The organism is Gilliamella sp. Pas-s27 (assembly GCF_009795865.1).
In the GTDB taxonomy this organism is placed as follows: Bacteria; Pseudomonadota; Gammaproteobacteria; order Enterobacterales; family Orbaceae; genus Gilliamella.
Genome location: NZ_WTEW01000015.1, coordinates 18,377 through 36,906, shown reverse-complemented (window position 1 = coordinate 36,906; position 18,530 = coordinate 18,377). Strand labels below are relative to the sequence as shown.

The 18,530-nt window shown below is 33.7% G+C and carries 18 protein-coding genes; 1 reads left to right on the top strand and 17 read right to left on the bottom strand.

From position 1 onward, the window contains the following. Positions 1–12: 12 nt before the first annotated feature. The 11 genes from GQ589_RS07090 to accD form a co-directional block, all read right to left on the bottom strand. The gene (locus GQ589_RS07090; protein ID WP_160411021.1) at positions 13–855 is read right to left on the bottom strand and encodes a phosphatidate cytidylyltransferase; all 843 of its coding nucleotides are present in this window, start codon (positions 853–855) and stop codon (positions 13–15) included. Continuing rightward, complete coding sequence (locus GQ589_RS07085) at positions 849–1,580, bottom strand: isoprenyl transferase (RefSeq protein WP_160411020.1); 732 nt, start codon at positions 1,578–1,580, stop codon at positions 849–851. The genes GQ589_RS07090 and GQ589_RS07085 overlap by 7 nt, the downstream gene beginning before the upstream one ends. Positions 1,581–1,632: 52 nt before the next feature. Continuing rightward, positions 1,633–2,262, bottom strand: a complete 630-nt coding sequence (crp, locus tag GQ589_RS07080; protein WP_160411019.1) for a cAMP-activated global transcriptional regulator CRP — start codon at positions 2,260–2,262, stop codon at positions 1,633–1,635. Between the two features lie 88 nt (positions 2,263–2,350). Further along, positions 2,351–2,557: a YheU family protein gene (locus GQ589_RS07075; protein WP_160411018.1), complete on the bottom strand. Its 207-nt coding sequence runs from the start codon at positions 2,555–2,557 to the stop codon at positions 2,351–2,353. 242 nt (positions 2,558–2,799) lie between these two features. Then, on the bottom strand, positions 2,800–3,819 hold the full coding sequence (locus GQ589_RS07070; protein WP_160411017.1) for a hypothetical protein: 1,020 nt from the start codon (positions 3,817–3,819) through the stop codon (positions 2,800–2,802). A gap of 115 nt (positions 3,820–3,934) precedes the next feature. Then, positions 3,935–6,625 (bottom strand): inverse autotransporter beta domain-containing protein, encoded by a 2,691-nt coding sequence (locus GQ589_RS07065; protein ID WP_160411016.1) that lies wholly within the window; start codon positions 6,623–6,625, stop codon positions 3,935–3,937. A 368-nt stretch (positions 6,626–6,993) separates the two neighbouring features. Then, a complete protein-coding gene (gene purF, locus GQ589_RS07060; protein WP_160411015.1) occupies positions 6,994–8,511 on the bottom strand; it encodes an amidophosphoribosyltransferase in 1,518 nt (505 codons plus the stop codon). Positions 8,512–8,529: 18 nt separating this feature from the next. Further along, positions 8,530–9,015 (bottom strand): CvpA family protein, encoded by a 486-nt coding sequence (locus tag GQ589_RS07055; RefSeq protein ID WP_160411260.1) that lies wholly within the window; start codon positions 9,013–9,015, stop codon positions 8,530–8,532. Positions 9,016–9,083: 68 nt separating this feature from the next. After that, positions 9,084–9,662, bottom strand: coding sequence for an SPOR domain-containing protein (locus tag GQ589_RS07050; RefSeq protein WP_160411014.1), 579 nt, complete (start codon positions 9,660–9,662; stop codon positions 9,084–9,086). Then, the gene (gene folC / locus GQ589_RS07045; protein ID WP_160425336.1) at positions 9,652–10,947 is read right to left on the bottom strand and encodes a bifunctional tetrahydrofolate synthase/dihydrofolate synthase; all 1,296 of its coding nucleotides are present in this window, start codon (positions 10,945–10,947) and stop codon (positions 9,652–9,654) included. Before folC ends, GQ589_RS07050 begins: the two co-directional genes overlap by 11 nt. A gap of 6 nt (positions 10,948–10,953) precedes the next feature. Beyond that, the gene (gene accD, locus GQ589_RS07040; RefSeq protein WP_160411012.1) at positions 10,954–11,844 is read right to left on the bottom strand and encodes an acetyl-CoA carboxylase, carboxyltransferase subunit beta; all 891 of its coding nucleotides are present in this window, start codon (positions 11,842–11,844) and stop codon (positions 10,954–10,956) included. Between the two features lie 274 nt (positions 11,845–12,118). On the opposite strand from accD, the gene tmaR reads away from it, so the two are divergent. Beyond that, positions 12,119–12,439, top strand: coding sequence for a PTS system regulator TmaR (gene tmaR, locus GQ589_RS07035; protein ID WP_160400530.1), 321 nt, complete (start codon positions 12,119–12,121; stop codon positions 12,437–12,439). Positions 12,440–12,498: 59 nt separating this feature from the next. Here tmaR and yciH read toward each other — a convergent pair whose 3' ends face one another. From yciH to GQ589_RS07005, 6 genes are read right to left on the bottom strand one after another with little or no spacing between them, the layout of a single operon-like run. Then, positions 12,499–12,822, bottom strand: a complete 324-nt coding sequence (gene yciH / locus GQ589_RS07030) for a stress response translation initiation inhibitor YciH (RefSeq protein ID WP_160425334.1) — start codon at positions 12,820–12,822, stop codon at positions 12,499–12,501. Between the two features lie 5 nt (positions 12,823–12,827). Beyond that, positions 12,828–13,532 carry an orotidine-5'-phosphate decarboxylase gene (gene pyrF / locus GQ589_RS07025; protein WP_160411010.1) on the bottom strand — a complete coding sequence of 235 codons (705 nt, stop codon included), beginning with the start codon at positions 13,530–13,532 and terminating at the stop codon, positions 12,828–12,830. A gap of 27 nt (positions 13,533–13,559) precedes the next feature. Beyond that, positions 13,560–14,735 carry a GDSL-type esterase/lipase family protein gene (locus GQ589_RS07020; RefSeq protein WP_160411009.1) on the bottom strand — a complete coding sequence of 392 codons (1,176 nt, stop codon included), beginning with the start codon at positions 14,733–14,735 and terminating at the stop codon, positions 13,560–13,562. Continuing rightward, a complete protein-coding gene (locus tag GQ589_RS07015; protein ID WP_160411008.1) occupies positions 14,728–16,050 on the bottom strand; it encodes a DUF459 domain-containing protein in 1,323 nt (440 codons plus the stop codon). The genes GQ589_RS07020 and GQ589_RS07015 overlap by 8 nt, the downstream gene beginning before the upstream one ends. A 15-nt stretch (positions 16,051–16,065) precedes the next feature. Next, a complete protein-coding gene (locus tag GQ589_RS07010; protein WP_370519424.1) occupies positions 16,066–17,472 on the bottom strand; it encodes an MBOAT family protein in 1,407 nt (468 codons plus the stop codon). A gap of 59 nt (positions 17,473–17,531) precedes the next feature. Next, positions 17,532–18,527 (bottom strand): DNA polymerase III subunit delta' C-terminal domain-containing protein, encoded by a 996-nt coding sequence (locus GQ589_RS07005; RefSeq protein WP_160411006.1) that lies wholly within the window; start codon positions 18,525–18,527, stop codon positions 17,532–17,534. Between the last annotated feature and the right edge of the window lie 3 nt (positions 18,528–18,530).

The following is an 18,530-nucleotide window of genomic DNA, read 5'->3' as shown; positions in this document are numbered from 1 at the left end:
ATCTACCACCTTTTATAATAAATAAAAAGATAATGTAGTAAAAACAGGGACTGCAGCTGTTAAGCTATCAATACGATCTAAAATACCACCATGCCCAGGAATTAAACAACCACTATCTTTAATACCGGCTTGGCGCTTAAACATGCTTTCAGTTAAGTCACCTAATACTGAAACTAAAATTGCTAACAAAGAACTAATAAAAAACACACCAAATGTCATATCAAACAAATTAAAAAAGTAAGCGATTATACAAATAATAGTTGCAACACTAACACCACCGATAAAACCTTCTATAGTTTTTCCTGGTGATACTTTTATCGCTAATTTTCTCTTACCAAATGCTCTTCCTGTAAAATAAGCTCCAGTATCTGTCGCCCAAACTAGCACAAAAATATAAAGTAACCAAATTGCACCTGTATATGAGTTAGAATAATAGCCAATTGAGCGTAATTTAATCATACCAATAAAAAATGGGACTAGAGTAAAAAAAGCAAATAACAATTTTACAACAACTGAATTACACCAATATTTAGTTGTATCAGGATAGTTAAGTATTAAGTACAAAGCAATCAGCCACCATACAATTGATAAAAATAAAATAATGGCAAATAGCTCTATTTTTAACTCACATGAATTGGGGATTAAATAAAGTGCACTTAATAAAATAACAATTGAAAGAGCGAAGATTAATTTTGAATATTTTTTGGTAATATTAAGAAACTGAGCCCACTCCCATGCAGCTAAGCCACAAATAAGAATAATAATTAAAGAAAACACCGATAACGGAACAAAAAAAAGAACCACTATCACAAGTGGAATCAGTACAATTGCGGCAAGTATACGATGGATTAACATAAATGTTCCTTATTATGAATGCCACCAAAACGTCGTTCTCTGGCATTAAATGCATTGATTGCTTCATCAAATAAAATCTGGTTAAAATCAGGCCATAACGTATCTGTAAAGTAAAACTCAGAATAAGCAATTTGCCATAATAAAAAATTGCTTATTCGATATTCCCCTCCTGTTCGAATCACTAAATCAACTTCGGGAAACTCACTCATACACATTTCTGAGTTAAAACGATCTTCTGTCACTTCATCTAAAGTAATTTCGCCCAATTTAACTTGCATAGCCATTTTCTTTGCAGATTGCAAAATATCCCAACGACCTCCATAGTTAGCAGCAATATTCAAAACTAGACCTGAATTATCTTTAGTTAAATTTTGCGCACCAATAATCATATTTTGCAAATGCTCATTAAATCGAGAAATATCACCAATAATATTCAAGCGAACATTATTTTTATGCAAGTTTTTGATTTCTCGATTTAACGCATAAATAAAAAGAGAAATTAAAGCCGAAACCTCGTCAGAGGGGCGTTTCCAGTTTTCACTACTAAATGCATATAAAGTAAGTACTTTCACCTTCAGACTCGCCGCATAGGTGACAATTTTTCGGACAGTTTTTAAGCCTGCACGATGACCAACAACACGCAATTGGTTACGTAACTGTGCCCAACGGCCATTTCCATCCATAATTATAGCCACATGACTTGGTATACATCTTTTTGTGGTCATGTAATATCTCGTATCGTCTCAATCATTATATTAAATTATTATTTTGACACAATTAACGTGTACCATAAACGACAATTGTCTTACCATGAGCAGAAATCAAATGCTGCTCTTCGAGCATTTTTAAAATTCGACCGACTGTTTCACGTGAACAGCCAACAATTTGACCTATTTCTTGTCTTGTAATTTTGATTTGCATGCCGTCAGGATGTGTCATTGCATCAGGTTGTTTAGCAAGATTCAAAAGTGTCTGAGCAATACGTCCAGCGACATCCAAAAATGCTAAATTACTGACTTTTTCAGATGTTACTTGCAATCGGCTTGCCATTTGACTAGCAAGACACATTAAAATATCAGGATTGACTTGGACAAGTTGCTTAAACTTTTTGTATGAAATTTCGGCTACTTCACAACTTGTTTTAGCTTTAACCCAAGCACTGCGCTCGGTACCTTCTTCAAAAAGACCTAATTCACCTAAAAACTGATTTTGATTTAAATAAGATAAAATCATTTCGTTACCTTCATCATCTTTAATCAAAACAGCGACAGAACCTTTTAAAATATAATAGAGAGTTTCTGCTCTTTCACCTTGGTGGATAAGCGTACTCTTAGCTGGATATTTATGAATATGGCAATGAGATAAAAACCATTCTAATGTTGTATCTGATTGTTGTTTACCAATCATTCGCCCACCTCTCTATTTAATCTACAATAACAACACTATAACAAAATTACACAATAAATTATATATTAACAAACAATCATTTTAACCATTATTTAATTAGTTTAATATCAATTGTTTCATGCAATTGTGACCAGCATATTACTGCAGAACCATTTGCTAATTGAATTTTAACATCATTAACTTTTTCTTGGAGTGATTTTTCTTGTAAACCGTAGTCAGTACCTTCTCGTAATACAAAGTGTTCTATAAGATTATTTAACGTTTCAGGATCAATATCTTGCCAAGGGATTTTCATTGTAAATTGTATTGAATTAAATGTAATGCCATTTTAAATTATTAAGTTAACAATAAGAAAGGTGAATTTAATTATTATTGCTGTTTACTCTTATATCAATATAAATAAGTATTTTAAGTTAAGCAATAGCCTTTAATAAATAAGTAATACTTCATCTAATATACTCATTATTAAATTAAAAAAATAATAAAAAACCACCCCGAAGAGTGGTTTTTTTACACTGAATGTAACTAAATTTAAAATTAGTTAGCAGTAACTTTAAGTTTGAAACCTTGAGCACCAGCTTTGTAAGCATCTCCACCATCAGTTCTGGTGTACATACTATTAGTCGTAGCTAAAGTAATAGTATCAGCAGTTCCTAAGTTATCTGCTACTGATGCTGTAACTCCCTCATACGTACCATCTAAAGTCCATACAAAAGTATAACCACTTAATTCAGTTTCGTTAGCATCTAAAACGCTATCGCTATTAGCATCATCCCATACGATGGCTTGGAATGTATCACCATATTTAAGTGGATCAACTGAAGTGTTTTGATCATAGTTGACTGCTTTGTCTACAGTACCATTGACAACTTTGAAAATACCAACCCTAGCTGTAGTAGACGTAATCGGACCAAAACCTGGAGCAGCATTTCCCCCAGGTCCATGAGGACTAGAATCACCGTTTGTCGGATCCGCATTTAAATTAGGATTGTTTGGATCAGGTGCACCACCAGGAGCGTCTCCAGGATTAGAACCATTTGCGTCAGTAGCAACTGGAGCAGCATTTGCCCAAATATCATTTACACCTATCCATTGGTTATAATATGGAAGACCAAATTCAGTTCTTTCTAAAATTCTAAAACCAATTTTATCTGCACCTACGAAGTTACTATCAATTAGAAAAGATATATAGCCTGCACCTGTAGCTGTAATAGTAGGAGTAACACTTTGCCATGTACCATTTTTTTGTATCGAAACAAGTAGCGTATCTCTCACTGTTCCATTATCTTGGTCACCATCTGCATCAAACAAGTCATATTTAATAACAACAAAGTCACCTGTTTGAGCTGCACGGTTACCGATACTAGTATTACCCGCCGGATCTGTAGATATGATAACATCCAAAGCATGATCGTTCCCAGTACTTGGCGCTCTTAAAACGGGTTTGGTACCATTAATAACTTGGTCAGTAGTTGCATCTAAAGCAAATGCCCCACTTGCTGCATAACCAGCTAAAAATAAGCCTAATGCAACTTTTTTAATTGTAAGATTTTTCATGTTTAACTTCCTATTTTCTCTATAAATTAACATGTTGTATTTATATAAATACACCATTTACTTGGTGTTCCCTTCTTGATTATCGACGCAAGTCGATAATCAAAACTTCTATCTGTTATAAAACAGTAACTTGCAATTTAAATCCTTGATCGCCAGCACACGCAGTAGGAGAAGCTGACTGTGGAGTTAAATCCAAATGTCTTGGTGCACCCGCTACAGCTGAAATACTCGTACCAGATGACGCATAACTGTAATTATTAGGTGTTTTACCTTTTATTTTATAAGGAGCATTCTCTCCCATAGCAACGTTAAACCACGGTCCATTAGGATGATTACTAGCATCATTTGGCAATGAAGTTGCTACATTAGGACAGGCACTTGAATTCGAACCAACCAATGACCAAATCACATATGGAGCACTAATTGGAGTGCGATCACTTGCAGAGGTAAATGCTTTAACCTGATATTCATTACCAACTAGCCATTCATTTGGGCCTGCAGGCTCAAATTGAAGTACAGAGCCTGAACTTGCAGCGAGTAATGTTCCAGAATTACTCCAAACTTCTATGTAACCAGATTTACCACCAGAAAAATCGACTGAAGCTTTATTGAAAGATGAACCAAAACCATACTGATCTAATGAAATTGAAAAATCAATCCGTCCCTGAATATTTGAAGCCACATCTAACACATAACTATCACCAACTACTTCTAAACCAGCTGCGGTCGAAGCGCTAGGTGACACCTTTTGACCCTTTGAAACTTTTTCAAATGATTTTACAATAACACAAGATTCTTGCCCTGGACATTCATTTATAGTACCTGATGTACCATTAATTAAAGCAATTTTTTTACCATTGCTCGTTGCAGTCCATAATTCAGCAAACTCGTTAAATGTTACTGGTATACGGTTCATTAGTTCATTATCACTAAAACCATCTACATCTTGAAATGAGCTAATTGCACCATTGTTACCCTTTGGTTTAACAAGAGTTGCTAATATAGTTAAACTACTTACACCGTCTGCAGGATGATTAGCTGAGGTCGTTTTGTTACCTGTGCTATCTACTGCCCACACACCGACTTTTCGTATTGCAGGATCGGGTAATACTTCAAAATTTACGGCATTAGATGTTGCCGATTTACCACGGCTGTCTGTAACTGACAGAGATAAAGAATATTTACCATTTGTGCTAATAGGCAGGTGCTGACCATTTTCATTAGTATAACTAGGGGCAACAATCTTCCAGTTATTGGTATCAACTGTTGGGTTAAGCCAAGAAGATGAAGTACATGTTCCTGCTGTGATACATAAAAATCCACCTCCAGCATCAATATCTAACATATTACCGGCCCATGCTAAACTTGTTAAACTTTTAGCATTATGAACCCCAACACTCAACGCATAAGTCTGTCCTTCAATTAGCTGAGTTTGCTCAAGCCCTAAGTCAACAGACATTTTCTTTTCTTTATATTCAAGAACAATGTAATTATTACGATCAACTAAATCATAACGGCTTCCTTTTAGTGAACGCGCAGATTGAACCATATCAGGATCTAATTGATCCTTTAATGGAGTGCCTATACGATAGTTCATTGTTAACTCAGCCTTAGTTGCTTTTTTATTATCTTGACCAAGCTTATGCTCTGCCTTAATAGTGAAAAGTGGAACTGGTGTATAATCAATACCTACAGTAACTGCCCTTGGATCTTTTTGTAAATTATCTTTACCAAATAACGCAACTTTATCACCATAGTATTGTTCATACATAAGTGATCCACCTAAATGTGGATATTGTGGCAAATAACCTTGGAAACGAACATCAAACCCTCTTGCTGCACGCTCTAAATAAAATTCAAAATCTTTAGAATTTTTCCAATCAGATAAGGGATGATAATAGTTAACAGCGAACTTCATGTAATCAGTCCATGCTTCTGCACCAACACCTAAACGATTATGAGAACGTTGAAAATCATGGTCAAAAAACACATTATAACCAAGCAACCATTTTTTATCAGCTACGTCCCAACGTTGACCAATACCAAAGTTACCAATACGGCGATTATGTTCATATTCCTGAAATGATATTTGACTAAATATTAATGTATCTTCAGTATCGTACCATGGGCTAAATAACTTTAGATTAACATTATTAAACTCACCTTTATCACTCAAATCAAATTGTAATTGAGCCGTACCAAAACGACCTAAAAAGTCTTGTACGGCATTACGAGCCGGTTCAACAACTTGATTTTTAACACTATTACGAACATAGTTTTCTGCATAATCTTTACCTCTGTTTTTTAAATGTCCAGATAGACCACCGTTATCTGACGAGGTTAATTCTTTCCAGTCCTGACTAGCGAGTGTTTGTAATACTGAAGCAGTTTGAGTTAAAACGGCATCTTTGTCTTTTTTTACATCATAATTATCATCTGAACCTAACTGAGGTAGGTTAGCATGCGGGTCTTTTTTATCATCATTTGATGTAATTGCTGGTAACAAAGGAGAATCTTCAGGAAGAATTATACTTTCGCCAATGTCAACAATATCCTTTTTATCAAAACGCCCCGCATTCATTGCGCGTAATTCTGAGACAGAAATACTACTTAAAAGTGCAATTTGATACAGACTACGTCGCTGATTGTTGATCATCTGACGAGCTTTTGTGCCATCTTTTAATTCAATTATTCTATTATTTACAGAATTTTGCGATAACTGAGGATCGACAGCAAAAGCTGATTGCCACCCTAATGTAGCAATGACAAATGCAGAGACAATTGTTAAATTAAGATTGTTTCTCATCTTAATATTCCTTATTTTTTCGACAAACCACATAACATAAAAATGTAGCTAAAATCAATTTATCTTTATAAAGTATTAGTGTAATTATTTATGTTCTTTACAATTCTTTACAAAAAGAAATTCAATCCTGCTAAGTCTATTACAAAAATGTCATTTATCAAAGCGATTTATTACTTTTTTTTGATTTTTTCTATAAATTGCATTTTATAACTATAAAATACAATTAGTTATATTAACATATATTACTATAAATTTTGACAAATTAAATGAAATATTAAATTAAATTAACTATAATTAAATAAAAAATTTATTAATTTGTAATTTTAATTGTTTATATAATATTTCTTTTTTACAATTATTATTGCTATTCATTGACCTTCATTATAGATTTCTAGGTTTTCTGACTCTTTAGAAGCTAAAAATTTTTTACTTTCGCCTCTTTTTTTTTCTAGTGATGATAAATAACTATTATCAATTCCTCCAGTAATATATATTCCATCAAAAACAGAACACTCTAAATGACGAATATTCGGGTTTTGTTCTGTGATTGAATCAATTAAAGCGGATAAGTCTTGAAAAATGAGTTTATCAGCACCAATAACCTTAGCAATTTCATCAACTGTTCGGTTATAAGCAATCAGCTCACTAGCAACAGGCATATCAATGCCATAAACATTTGGATGTCTAATTTCTGGTGCCGCAGACGCTAAATAAACTTTTTTTGCACCAACTGAACGCACCATTTCAACAATTTCTTTTGAAGTTGTACCTCGGACAATAGAATCATCAACTAAAAGTACATTTTTACCTTCAAATTCAATGCGATTAGCATTGAGCTTTCTTCTTACAGATAACCTACGAGCACTTTGTCCTGGCATAATAAATGTACGACCAACATAGCGATTTTTAACAAACCCTTGTCGATAAGGCTTATTTAAAATACGTGCAATTTCAAGAGCAGCATCACAAGAGGTCTCAGGAATAGGAATGACTACATCAATATCAATATCCTTCCACTCTCTAGCTATTTTCTCTCCCAGCTTTTTCCCCATTTCAATACGTGATTGATAAACTGATACGCCATTAATTAACGAATCTGGTCTTGCAAAATAAACATATTCAAAAATACATGGGTAATATTGAGGATTATCGGAACATTGCTTAGAATATAACTGTCCATTTTGACAAATATAGATAGCTTCTCCTGGCTCAACATCACGCATAAATTCAAAATCAAGTATATCTAGAGCAACGCTTTCTGACGCAACCATATATTCAATTTTTTTATTTTCAAGGACTCGTTTACCAATTACTAAAGGGCGGATTCCATAAGGATCACGAAAAGCAACAAGACCATGGCCAATAATCATTGCTACGCAAGCATATGCGCCTTTAATAATACTGTGAACATTATGTATTGCGTTAAAGATATTATCGGCAGTCAATGGAAAAGTAGGAAACTTATCTAATTCATTGGCAAAAATATTGAGTAAAACTTCAGAATCTGAATTTGTATTAACATGACGTTTTGCAAGTTCAAATACTTTATTTCTAAGCTCATCGGTATTGGTTAAATTTCCATTATGAGCAAGCGCAATACCATAAGGTGAATTGACATAAAAAGGTTGCGCCTCGGACGGGCTTGAACTACCTGCAGTAGGATAACGAACATGCCCTATTCCCAAATTACCTTGCAATCGCTGCATATGATGCTCTTGAAACACATCTTTAACTAAACCATTCGCTTTACGCAAACGAAAGCGATTTTGATTATCAATAGTCACAATACCAGCTGCATCTTGCCCTCGATGTTGCAAAACAGTCAATGCATCATAAATAGATTGATTAACAGTACTACACCCTACAATACCAACAATACCGCACATACTATGATTACCTCAAATTTATTGCACTAAAAACGAAGAAGACTGTTGTATAAAATCAAAAAACCAACGAATAATAAAATGAAAATGTGGAATTAATTGTGATTGAGCCCAATACGAAGATTGAGATAACGAAGTAAAGGTATCAACCAAAAAGAGAACTGCCGCAACAACCAAAATACCCCGTAATACGCCAAAACAGATACCTAATACACGATCAGTGCCAGATAATCCCGTTTTTTGGACTAATTGACCAATAAGATAAGATACAATTGAGCAAACTAATAGCGTAGCAATAAATAAGATAACAATGGCTGTTGCAATGCGTATAATATTACTATCAAAATAAGTTAAATAATCGGTAATATAGATATAAAATCGGCTAGAAACAAAGAAAGCTAAAACCCAGCTAATAAGAGATAAAGCTTCTCGAACAAATCCCCGCACAATGCTAATTAATGCAGAAACGGTAATTACACCAATAATCGAAAAGTCAACCCAGTTCATCATAATAACTCACAATTTTATATTAATAATATTTTATTTTAATTGTTATTTGCAATACAAAACAATGACTAATTAGCAATAATAATACCTTTTAATTTTGTTAAATTATTTAAGTTAATAATCACTTGTTCTGCTTGTTCTTTTTTAGCATAAGGACCAACCTGTAACTTAATTAACTGATTAGGTTCAGGGTTTTTGGGTATTGTTTTAACGCTATAATTATTTAGCCTTAACAATGCAACTAACTCTTCTATTTTTTGCCTATTTTTTAAAGCAGTAAGCTGGATCATATAAGGCTTAGGTTCTTGTTGTGACACAGAATCGTTGTTTATCGTTGTTGAAGTATCTGCATTATCAACAATATCTGACGAAACGATTGAACTAGGACTTTGTTCTGAATCAGGTATATAAGAAATATCTGGTATATTATCGGTAAAATCATCATCGTTGGTTGATGCTATAGCCTGATTTTGATGAGTAATAACGTCTGGTTGAAAAATAGGGGTTGTAGAAATTGGCAAGTTAGACTTATCGGTTATTATCCATGGTGTAATTGCTGCAGTAATAAGCAATAATGTAGCAAACCCTACAAGACGATTCCTTATTTTATTGTAATTTTTTGGATTAATTTGTTGATTATCCGTCATAATTAATTCCACTTAAATGAGGAGTTTCAGCTAAAACATCAGATACAGTATGAAATGAACCACATATCACGATAATATCACTCTGTTTAGCATCCTGCATTGCTTTTCGATAAGCTCTAGAAACCGTATCAAATGTTGATACATTAGGTTCACCTTTATTCAATAAGTGTTGTTTTAATACTTCTGCACTACAACCTCGCTCACCATAAAGTGAGGCACAATACCATGCATCGCCAGTTAAAATAGATAAGGTGCTTTTAATATCTTTGTCTTTAAGCATACCAATGACAAATCGTAGTTTTCCAAGCCCCAAATATTTCTCTTTTAATTTTTCTAATTGTTGTGTTAAATAAGTTGCAGCATGGGGATTATGAGCTACATCAAGGATCACCAACGGTGATGTTTTGATAATTTGAAAGCGTCCCGTTAAATTAGAATTTTTTAATCCATTAACTATTTCGTGTCGTGTTATTTTAAGCGATGAATAGCTTAAAGCAGCAACTGCAGTTGCTGCGTTAGCTAAAGGAACATTAGCAATAGGTAAATTTTCATATTGTTTTATAGATGACTGAAATGCCCATGAATTGTTATTAACTTGTCTAAAATACCAATCACAATTTACCGAATAGATCGGGCAGTTAACTAATTTTGCAACATTTAAAATAGATGTAGGCATATCTGGCTCACCAACAACAGCAATACTTTTAGATTTAAAAATACCTGCTTTTTCACGCCCGATACTTTCACGGGTATCACCTAAATAATCAATATGATCAATATCAATAGTTGTGATGACAGCCACGTCTGCATCAACAATATTGGTTGCGTCTAACCGCCCACCAAGGCCAACTTCTAATATAACCACATCTAATTTTGCATGTTTGAATTGATAGAGTGCAGCAAGTGTTGCATATTCAAAATAGGTAAGAGATATATCGGCTCTGGCTTTTTCTATTTCGACAAAAGCTTTTACGGTTTCTTGTTCACTTGACTCTTGGTTATTAATACGTACGCGCTCAGTAAATCGTAATAAATGAGGGGAGCTATACACACCAACGTGCAAACCAGCCTCAAGCAATATCATTTCAAGTGTTCGGCAAGTGGTTCCTTTGCCATTGGTGCCAGCAACAGTAAAAATGTAAGGTGCTGGTTGCACTAAATTAAGACGTTGAGCGACTGTCTTTACTCGTTCTAAACCCAAATCAATAGTTGTTGGATGTAATTGCTCTAAATAACAAAGCCATGTATTTAGATCTGACATGGCATTCGGTTGTTTAATTTGCATACTCAATCAAACTGTCTCGGTAAGAGTAATATTATTAAACGGATCAGGTAATCTCATTAATTTAGCTATTAAACTAGCAATTTTAGGACGCATATCTTTACGATGAATGATCATATCAATTGCGCCTTTTTCAAGTAAAAACTCACTGCGTTGAAACCCTTCTGGTAACGTTTCACGAACAGTTTGTTGAATTACTCGCGGTCCAGCAAAACCTATTAGCGCTTTAGGTTCTGCAATGTTAATATCACCTAGCATCGCCAAACTTGCAGATACACCTCCCATGGTAGGATCGGTCATTACAGAAATATAAGGTAAACCTTCATCTTGCATTTTAGCAAGAATCGCACTAGTTTTTGCCATTTGCATTAACGAAAACAAGGCTTCTTGCATTCGAGCACCACCACTTGTTGAAAAACAAATTAAAGGGCATTTATCCTCAATAGCTTGCTCTGCTGCTCGTGTGAATAATGCACCAACAACAGAAGACATTGATCCACCTATAAACGCAAACTCAAAACAAGCCACAACGACTGGAATACCTAGTAATGTACCTTTCATTACAACCATTGCTTCCTTTTCGTGGGTATCCTTTTGCGCTGCGGTTAAACGATCTTTATATTTTTTAGTATCTTTGAATTTCAAAATATCTTTAGGCATAAGCTCTGTACCGATCTCAGTATCCGAACCTTCATCTAAAAAACGGTATAAACGCACACGGGCAGGAATATGCATGTGGTGGTCACATTTTGGACAAACCTCTAAATTAAGATCAAGTTCAGCTTGATAGATAACTTGCTCACAATTACTACATTTAGTCCAAACCCCACCAGGGATATTTGCTTTTTTATGATCTGACGATATATTATTTTTACTAAGAATTTTTTCAATCCAGCTCATTATGATTCTCTCATTCTGGCACTCTTTACAAATTTGGAGCTATTGTACAATACTTTGTGCTAATTCTTAATAGTTGTTTTTATTTTTATCTTATTTGGTAAATGGAATTTCCCTCAGAATATGACATTTAAAACAAATTAAAACACTAAAAATTTAAATACCACTGAGAAAACATCATTTATATATAAAAATAGATTTAATATGACCTTAAAAAATTATTGGTATATAATTGGTAAAATTTTATTTTCCATTTTTTAAAATTAAGGGGTTATAGATGGACAAGGAAAAATCAACCGCACCATCGTTTCAAGGTGTACTTGAATATATTCGTTTATCTCGTCGTTTAAATAAATTAAAACGCGAAATTTCAGATAACGAAAAAAAGATTCGTGACAACCAAAAACGAGTATTATTACTTGAAAACTTAAGTGAATATATTAAACCAGATATGACTTACGAAGAACTTCAAGCAATCATTGCTAACATGAAAAGCGATTATGATGATCGCGTAGACGATTACATTATTAAAAATGCTGAAATTTCAAAAGAGCGTCGAGAAATCAGTAAAAAAATGCGCAGTTATCGTTCTAACTAAGCATACTATTTTATAAATAGCGTCCCTTGCATGTGGACGCTATTTTTTATATAACTAAATCAGCCTCCAGCCAATTTGACTTTAAATCCTTTATCTTCTAACAATGATTTTAATAAATCTCGTTTATCCCCTTGAATTTCAATAATGCCATCTTTAACCGAACCACCACAACCACAACGTTTTTTTAATTCTGCTGCTAACTGTAATAATTGTGCATCACTCATATCAAATCCCGTAATAACACAAACACCTTTACCTTTACGACCTGACGTTTGTCGTTGGATTCGAATAATGCCATCCCCCTTAGGCCGAGAGATCATTGTTTCAGTTGGTTTAATTCGACCTTTATCGGTCGAGTAAACAAGTAGATTTTCTGACGTCATTTTGTTTAGCTCTTAGTTGGTTCAAGTGTTGCTAAAATTGTTTTTAACGCTTGAGCAGGATCGTCTGCTTGAGTTATTGGACGACCAATCACTAAATAATCAGAACCAGCAGCTTGAGCTCGCTGAGGCGTCATAATCCGACGTTGATCATCGGGATCGCTACCTGCGGGTCTTATACCTGGTGTAACTAACTTAAAATCACTACCTAATCGTATTCTAAAACTTTGAACTTCTTTAGCTGAACAGACCACTCCATCAAGCCCGCAGTTTTTAGCAAGTGTTGCCAATCTAGTCGCTTGTTCTAGAGGTGATACATTGATACCAATTTCTTGAAGATCGGTTGACTCCATACTGGTTAGTACAGTTACTGCGATCAAAATTGGTGCATCTTTACCATATGAATAAAGCGCATCCTTTGCAGCAGTCATCATGCGCGAACCCCCGCTAGCATGTACATTGGTCATCCAAACCCCCAGATCAGCAGTGGCTGCAATTGCTTTTGCGACAGTATTAGGAATATCATGAAATTTAAGGTCTAAAAAGACATCAAAACCTTTTTGCATAATTTTCTTAATAAAATCAGGTCCAGCATGAGTAAAAAGCTCTTTACCGACTTTGAGTCGACAATCTTTAGGATCTACTCGATCAATAAAATTCCACGCTGATTTTAGATCCGCAAAATCAACTGCAACTATAATTGGTGATAACATAACTCACTTATTCCTTTTAATAAAAATTTAGCTGTTTTTTCTAACAAATTCGTTCAAATCGGTATAAAAAATGCGGGCACTTTCTTTATAGCCTTTCAGAGTCTGATGTACTAGATCTGGGCGAGCTAACTTTTGTTGACGCCATTGTTTAATAGAATACTTACCGCCCATTGCCACTTGCCAATCCCAAAATAATGTTTTTTCAGATTTAGCAACTTGTTTTTGAATTTCCATAACTTTAGCAAAAGACGGAGGCATATCTGTTTCATTTAACATTGTATCTGGCGGTGTCATTAGCAAAATTGCCGCATTAGGTAATGTTTTACGGATCAGTCTAATATTATTGATTAAGTTGTTTCGATACTGATCAGCATTTAATGATTTATCAAAACTTTCATTTGTTCCGTATTGCAGAATAACCAAATCACTTTTTGATACACTTAGTTCTTTATACCAATCTTGCCCCCACTTTTGCAAAATGGTTTGTTTTGCCCCATTCGTAGCAATCGATGAAACAATTACACCAGGTTGTTGGTAACGAGTTAACCAAACGCCACCAAGCTCAATACTTCTTTGCCCTTTTATAATTAAAGGCAATTTAGATACAACCGTTGTAGTTTGCCAAATATTTGATTTAGGCATATAACTAAAATCTAGTTTATTATTATTTGCATCATAAAGTGTTAGTATATTTGAACTGCTTTTAAGCATCTTAAAGGTTAACTTAACTTGCCAAGTTTTATCCTTTAATCCTATAGGTATAATCTGGATAGCCGCCGAATCTTTATTAGGTTTAGCAATAAAACCACCCATAGGGAAATCCAAATTACTTAACTTTCGGCTACTTAACACATCCCAATGATTAAATTTCCATGTCACTGCTGCATGGTTTTGCCCCTTTATCTCAATAGGCGTTATCCAACCAACACCTGCATTACCATACTTTTTTTGCATTAATGTTCTAAATTCACCTGTAAAAAAGTCAGCTGCCGAATGAGAATCGCCAAATTGAGTGATATTAATGACTTTATTAGTTTTTTTGTTATTAGCTAATAACTTTAAACTTCTGGTAAATTGTTTAGTATTAGGATCGCCAAAATCAATAATGGCAGATGCAGTAGAAGTTTTACTTTCTGCTACGCTACATCCAACGGTAATAGTTATTACAATTACCGCTGTAATATATTTTAAAAATTTAATCATTATGGAGGCCCTCTAATTCTTTATAAATTATTTTTTCCATAATTTCTTTTGCCAGAATTTTTTGGCCTGTTGGAGTAAAATGAACGCCATCGTCAACCCTTACTTTGATTTTTGCTTTATCTATTTCTACAAAATTGCTGAATTTTTCGTATGTACATCCTAATAATTCATTGGTTGTTAAAAAATGTTGTCGAGCTTTTTCTATTTCAGATTTATATAAGCTGTTTAAGTAAACCATACCATCATTTAATTTTGCCTTACGCATACAAGGCGCCGCAAGCCAAAGTACTTGAACATTATGCTCTATGGCACTATTTAAGATAGATTTAATACGTAAACGGTATTGATCTTCCCACAATTCAGATTTGAATTTAGCATATTTGATATACCCCTTAACAGGGAAATCCCAAGGATCATTAGCACCAAGAAAAACAACAAGTAATTTAATAGAAGGATCAGCAATTAAATGATCGTTAATTGTTTTTGACCAATCAAAAGCTCTTGGATAAGCAAGACCTGTACTTTGTTTGCTCAAATCAAGGCTTTCTATTTTATACTGTTTAAATAGCATTTTTTTAACATATGGTGCAACACCTTGCATTAAAGAATCCCCTGCAAAAAATACTTTATCATTACTTGTTAATACAATAGGTAGTGATTTATTAGTTAATTCAATCTCTACGTTTAGATTTTTAGGTTCATCTTGCAATACAGGCTCTAGTTTTGCTTTATTCAGTTCGATAGTATCTGAATGTGTATCCGAATTTGAACTTATTTTACTATCTTGAATATTGACTAATTGATCTCTTTTTAAATCCACTTTTGTTACAAGTTCGATTTTATTATGTTGTTTTTCATCTTCAGGATAAGGCGCATTTAACTCTGAACTCTCATTTTCAAAAATAGGCAAAAAAATATTAATAGATGGAGTAAGTAATGTTGATTTTCGTATTGGCAAATATTGTTGAATATTAGGTTCATTATTGTTATTTTCTTCCAATTCTTGAGTTGGTAGTGTGCCTTGAGCAATAAAATTATTACTGTTAAGTAAATCGGTATGATATGCCTGCTGCCAATAAATTAGTATTGATTTATAATAAAGTATAATTAATGCCACTGAGGTAACAAACAAAACAATCAATATATAACCAGCAGATAAATGGTTACTGACAAGAACTGAAGCAGGTTTGTTTTTTTTATTTTTCTGATGACTTTTTTTAAATGTATTTTTATTCAGCGATTTATGATGTTGCCGTTTCAAATTCGATGGTGATTTTTTATTACTTCTCGAAAACGATTTTTTATATATCATCATAACTAAGCACTATAATTAAAAATTAGCGTAAATAAAGTTAGGAATACCTGATGGCGCAATATAAATAGCCAACCATAAAATAAAAATAAATACCAATGGTAAAAAAAACAGTGATATTTTGGTTAATTGCATGATAAACCACTCAGTGAAATTTTTACACATTGGATAAATGAAGTAGATAAAACTAATAACTAAAAACCCCCCTGCATATTGTGGTTCTATCAAAAAATTATGCACTAATGCGGACAAATAATCCAACGCATCAAACACGTTTTCACAATAAAAAAAGAGCCATGTAAAACAAACATAATGCCATGTTAGTAATCTTGCTACCGTTGGCGAACGTAGTGCTATCCTATCTTTACCTAAATAACGATCACCAATATTAAGTGCCACAATGCCAATACCATGACATGCTCCCCAAATAATAAAATTAAGACCTGCACCATGCCATAGTCCAGACAGTAACATGGCAATCATGACATTAATTTGCGTTTGAATAAAACCTCGCCGATTTCCACCAAGTGGAATATAAATATAATCACGAATCCAGTGAGATAAGCTAATATGCCAACTACCCCAAAAGTCTTTTAAATTCAATGATAAATAAGGCAAATTAAAGTTAATTGGCAAACGAAAACCTAGTAATAAAGCCATACCTGTAACTAAATCTGTGTAACCCGAAAAATTTAAGTAAATTTGTATAGCATAAGCATAAAGTCCAACTAACAAATCAATTACACTAAATTCTAATGGATTGGCAAATATTGGTTTAACCCAATGCTCACTGATTAAACCACCTAAACAGTAAACCTTAATAACAGCCAAAATAAGCAATGTAAATGCACGAAACGGCTCTAAAATTTCGCGAGGTTGGGCAACATTGATTTGCGGTAAAAAATCTTTAGCACGGTTAATCGGACCTGCAATAATACTAGGAAAGAACGATAAAAATAGTGCAAAATCCCAAAATTTAGCAACAGCAAGCTCTTTCTTTTTTATTGAAACTAAGTAACTTACCGAATGAAAAGTATAAAATGAAATACCAATAGGAATTAATACTGTTATAGCTGGCAATAAAACAGATAAATTCAATAAATTAAAAAATTCTTGTAGCTCGTAACGGAAAAAATCAAAATATTTAAATAAGGCTAGATTAATAATTGATACACATAACCCTAAAACGAGCCATCGCTTTGCATGATGTTCCGATGCGGCAATCATCACCGAAAATAAATAAATCACACAGGTATAAATAAAAAGGATAAGCGAAAATTGCCAGCTATAACTACCAACAACAAGATAGCTTGCTACTAAAAGCAGGCTATTTTGTATTTTGGGCGATCGGTAGCATCCCCAATACAAGGCAAAAAAAACAATAAAGAGTAAACCAAATTCAATAGATAAATAACTCACTGTCATCCTTTTTATTTAACGGGATACTTTCCTAAAATTTTTTGACAAATTCCATTATAAATTTTTTAACTCTCCGTTTCGCTAATCAATTCGGATTGAGCAAGTACATTATAAACAATGAGTTCCTTATTCAATCCAGTAACAGTTAATAACTGGTTTCTTGCCTGTAACCATAAATTATAAAGTGCAGAAAGTTTTTCATTACTTTTAGTTGCAAACAATCGAACTAAAGGGACTTGATCACGATTAACAATAAAACGCCCTACTTTTTGCTTCGCTTTTAGCGCATCACTTAATAATGAACAGAACCAAATGATTTGTTCAATAAAATCTTCATTATCAAAGGTTTTAGCCAACTGCCAATAATTATTTTGTGGTACAACGTCTAATAAATGATTACAAAAAACTTTACGTCGTTGCCACTTTTCAGGTGTTAATAATATCGCTGCTTTTAGTGGCGCATTTTCGCTCAATAATAACGCCGAGGCAAGTTCATTATCGCTATATTGCTGATCATGTTGTTTTTTTAACCACCCAATAGATTGTTCCAATTTAGGAAGAGCCAAAAAATAAGAAAAACAACGGCTATGTATTGTTGGCAATAATTGGCTATTATGTTCATCGCTCAAAATAAAATATGTATTTTGGGGTGGTTCTTCTAATGTTTTAAGCAACGCATTAGCAGCGGCTTCAGTCATTAAAGCCGCATGTTTTATCCAAAGAACTTTATTGCCACCCTGCTGAGATTTTTCGTAAACTTTGCTAGCTATATTACGAATTTGATCAATGCCGATTGAACGTTTACCTTGCTCATTGGTTATTACATCATAATCAGGATGATGATGAGCCAAAAACAATTGACAGCTATGACAGGTTAAGCACGGTTCTAATTGCTGTGAACATTGGCATAATAAACGATTTGCAAGCTTTGAAATAAATTCGTTCTCACCACTACCTTGAACATAATTAATTAGCAAAGCATGATGAGCACGCTTGTTTATAATTCCTGATGCTAATTGCTGATAAGGTAGCGAAAGCCATGGGTAGTCATTTAAGATCATTGA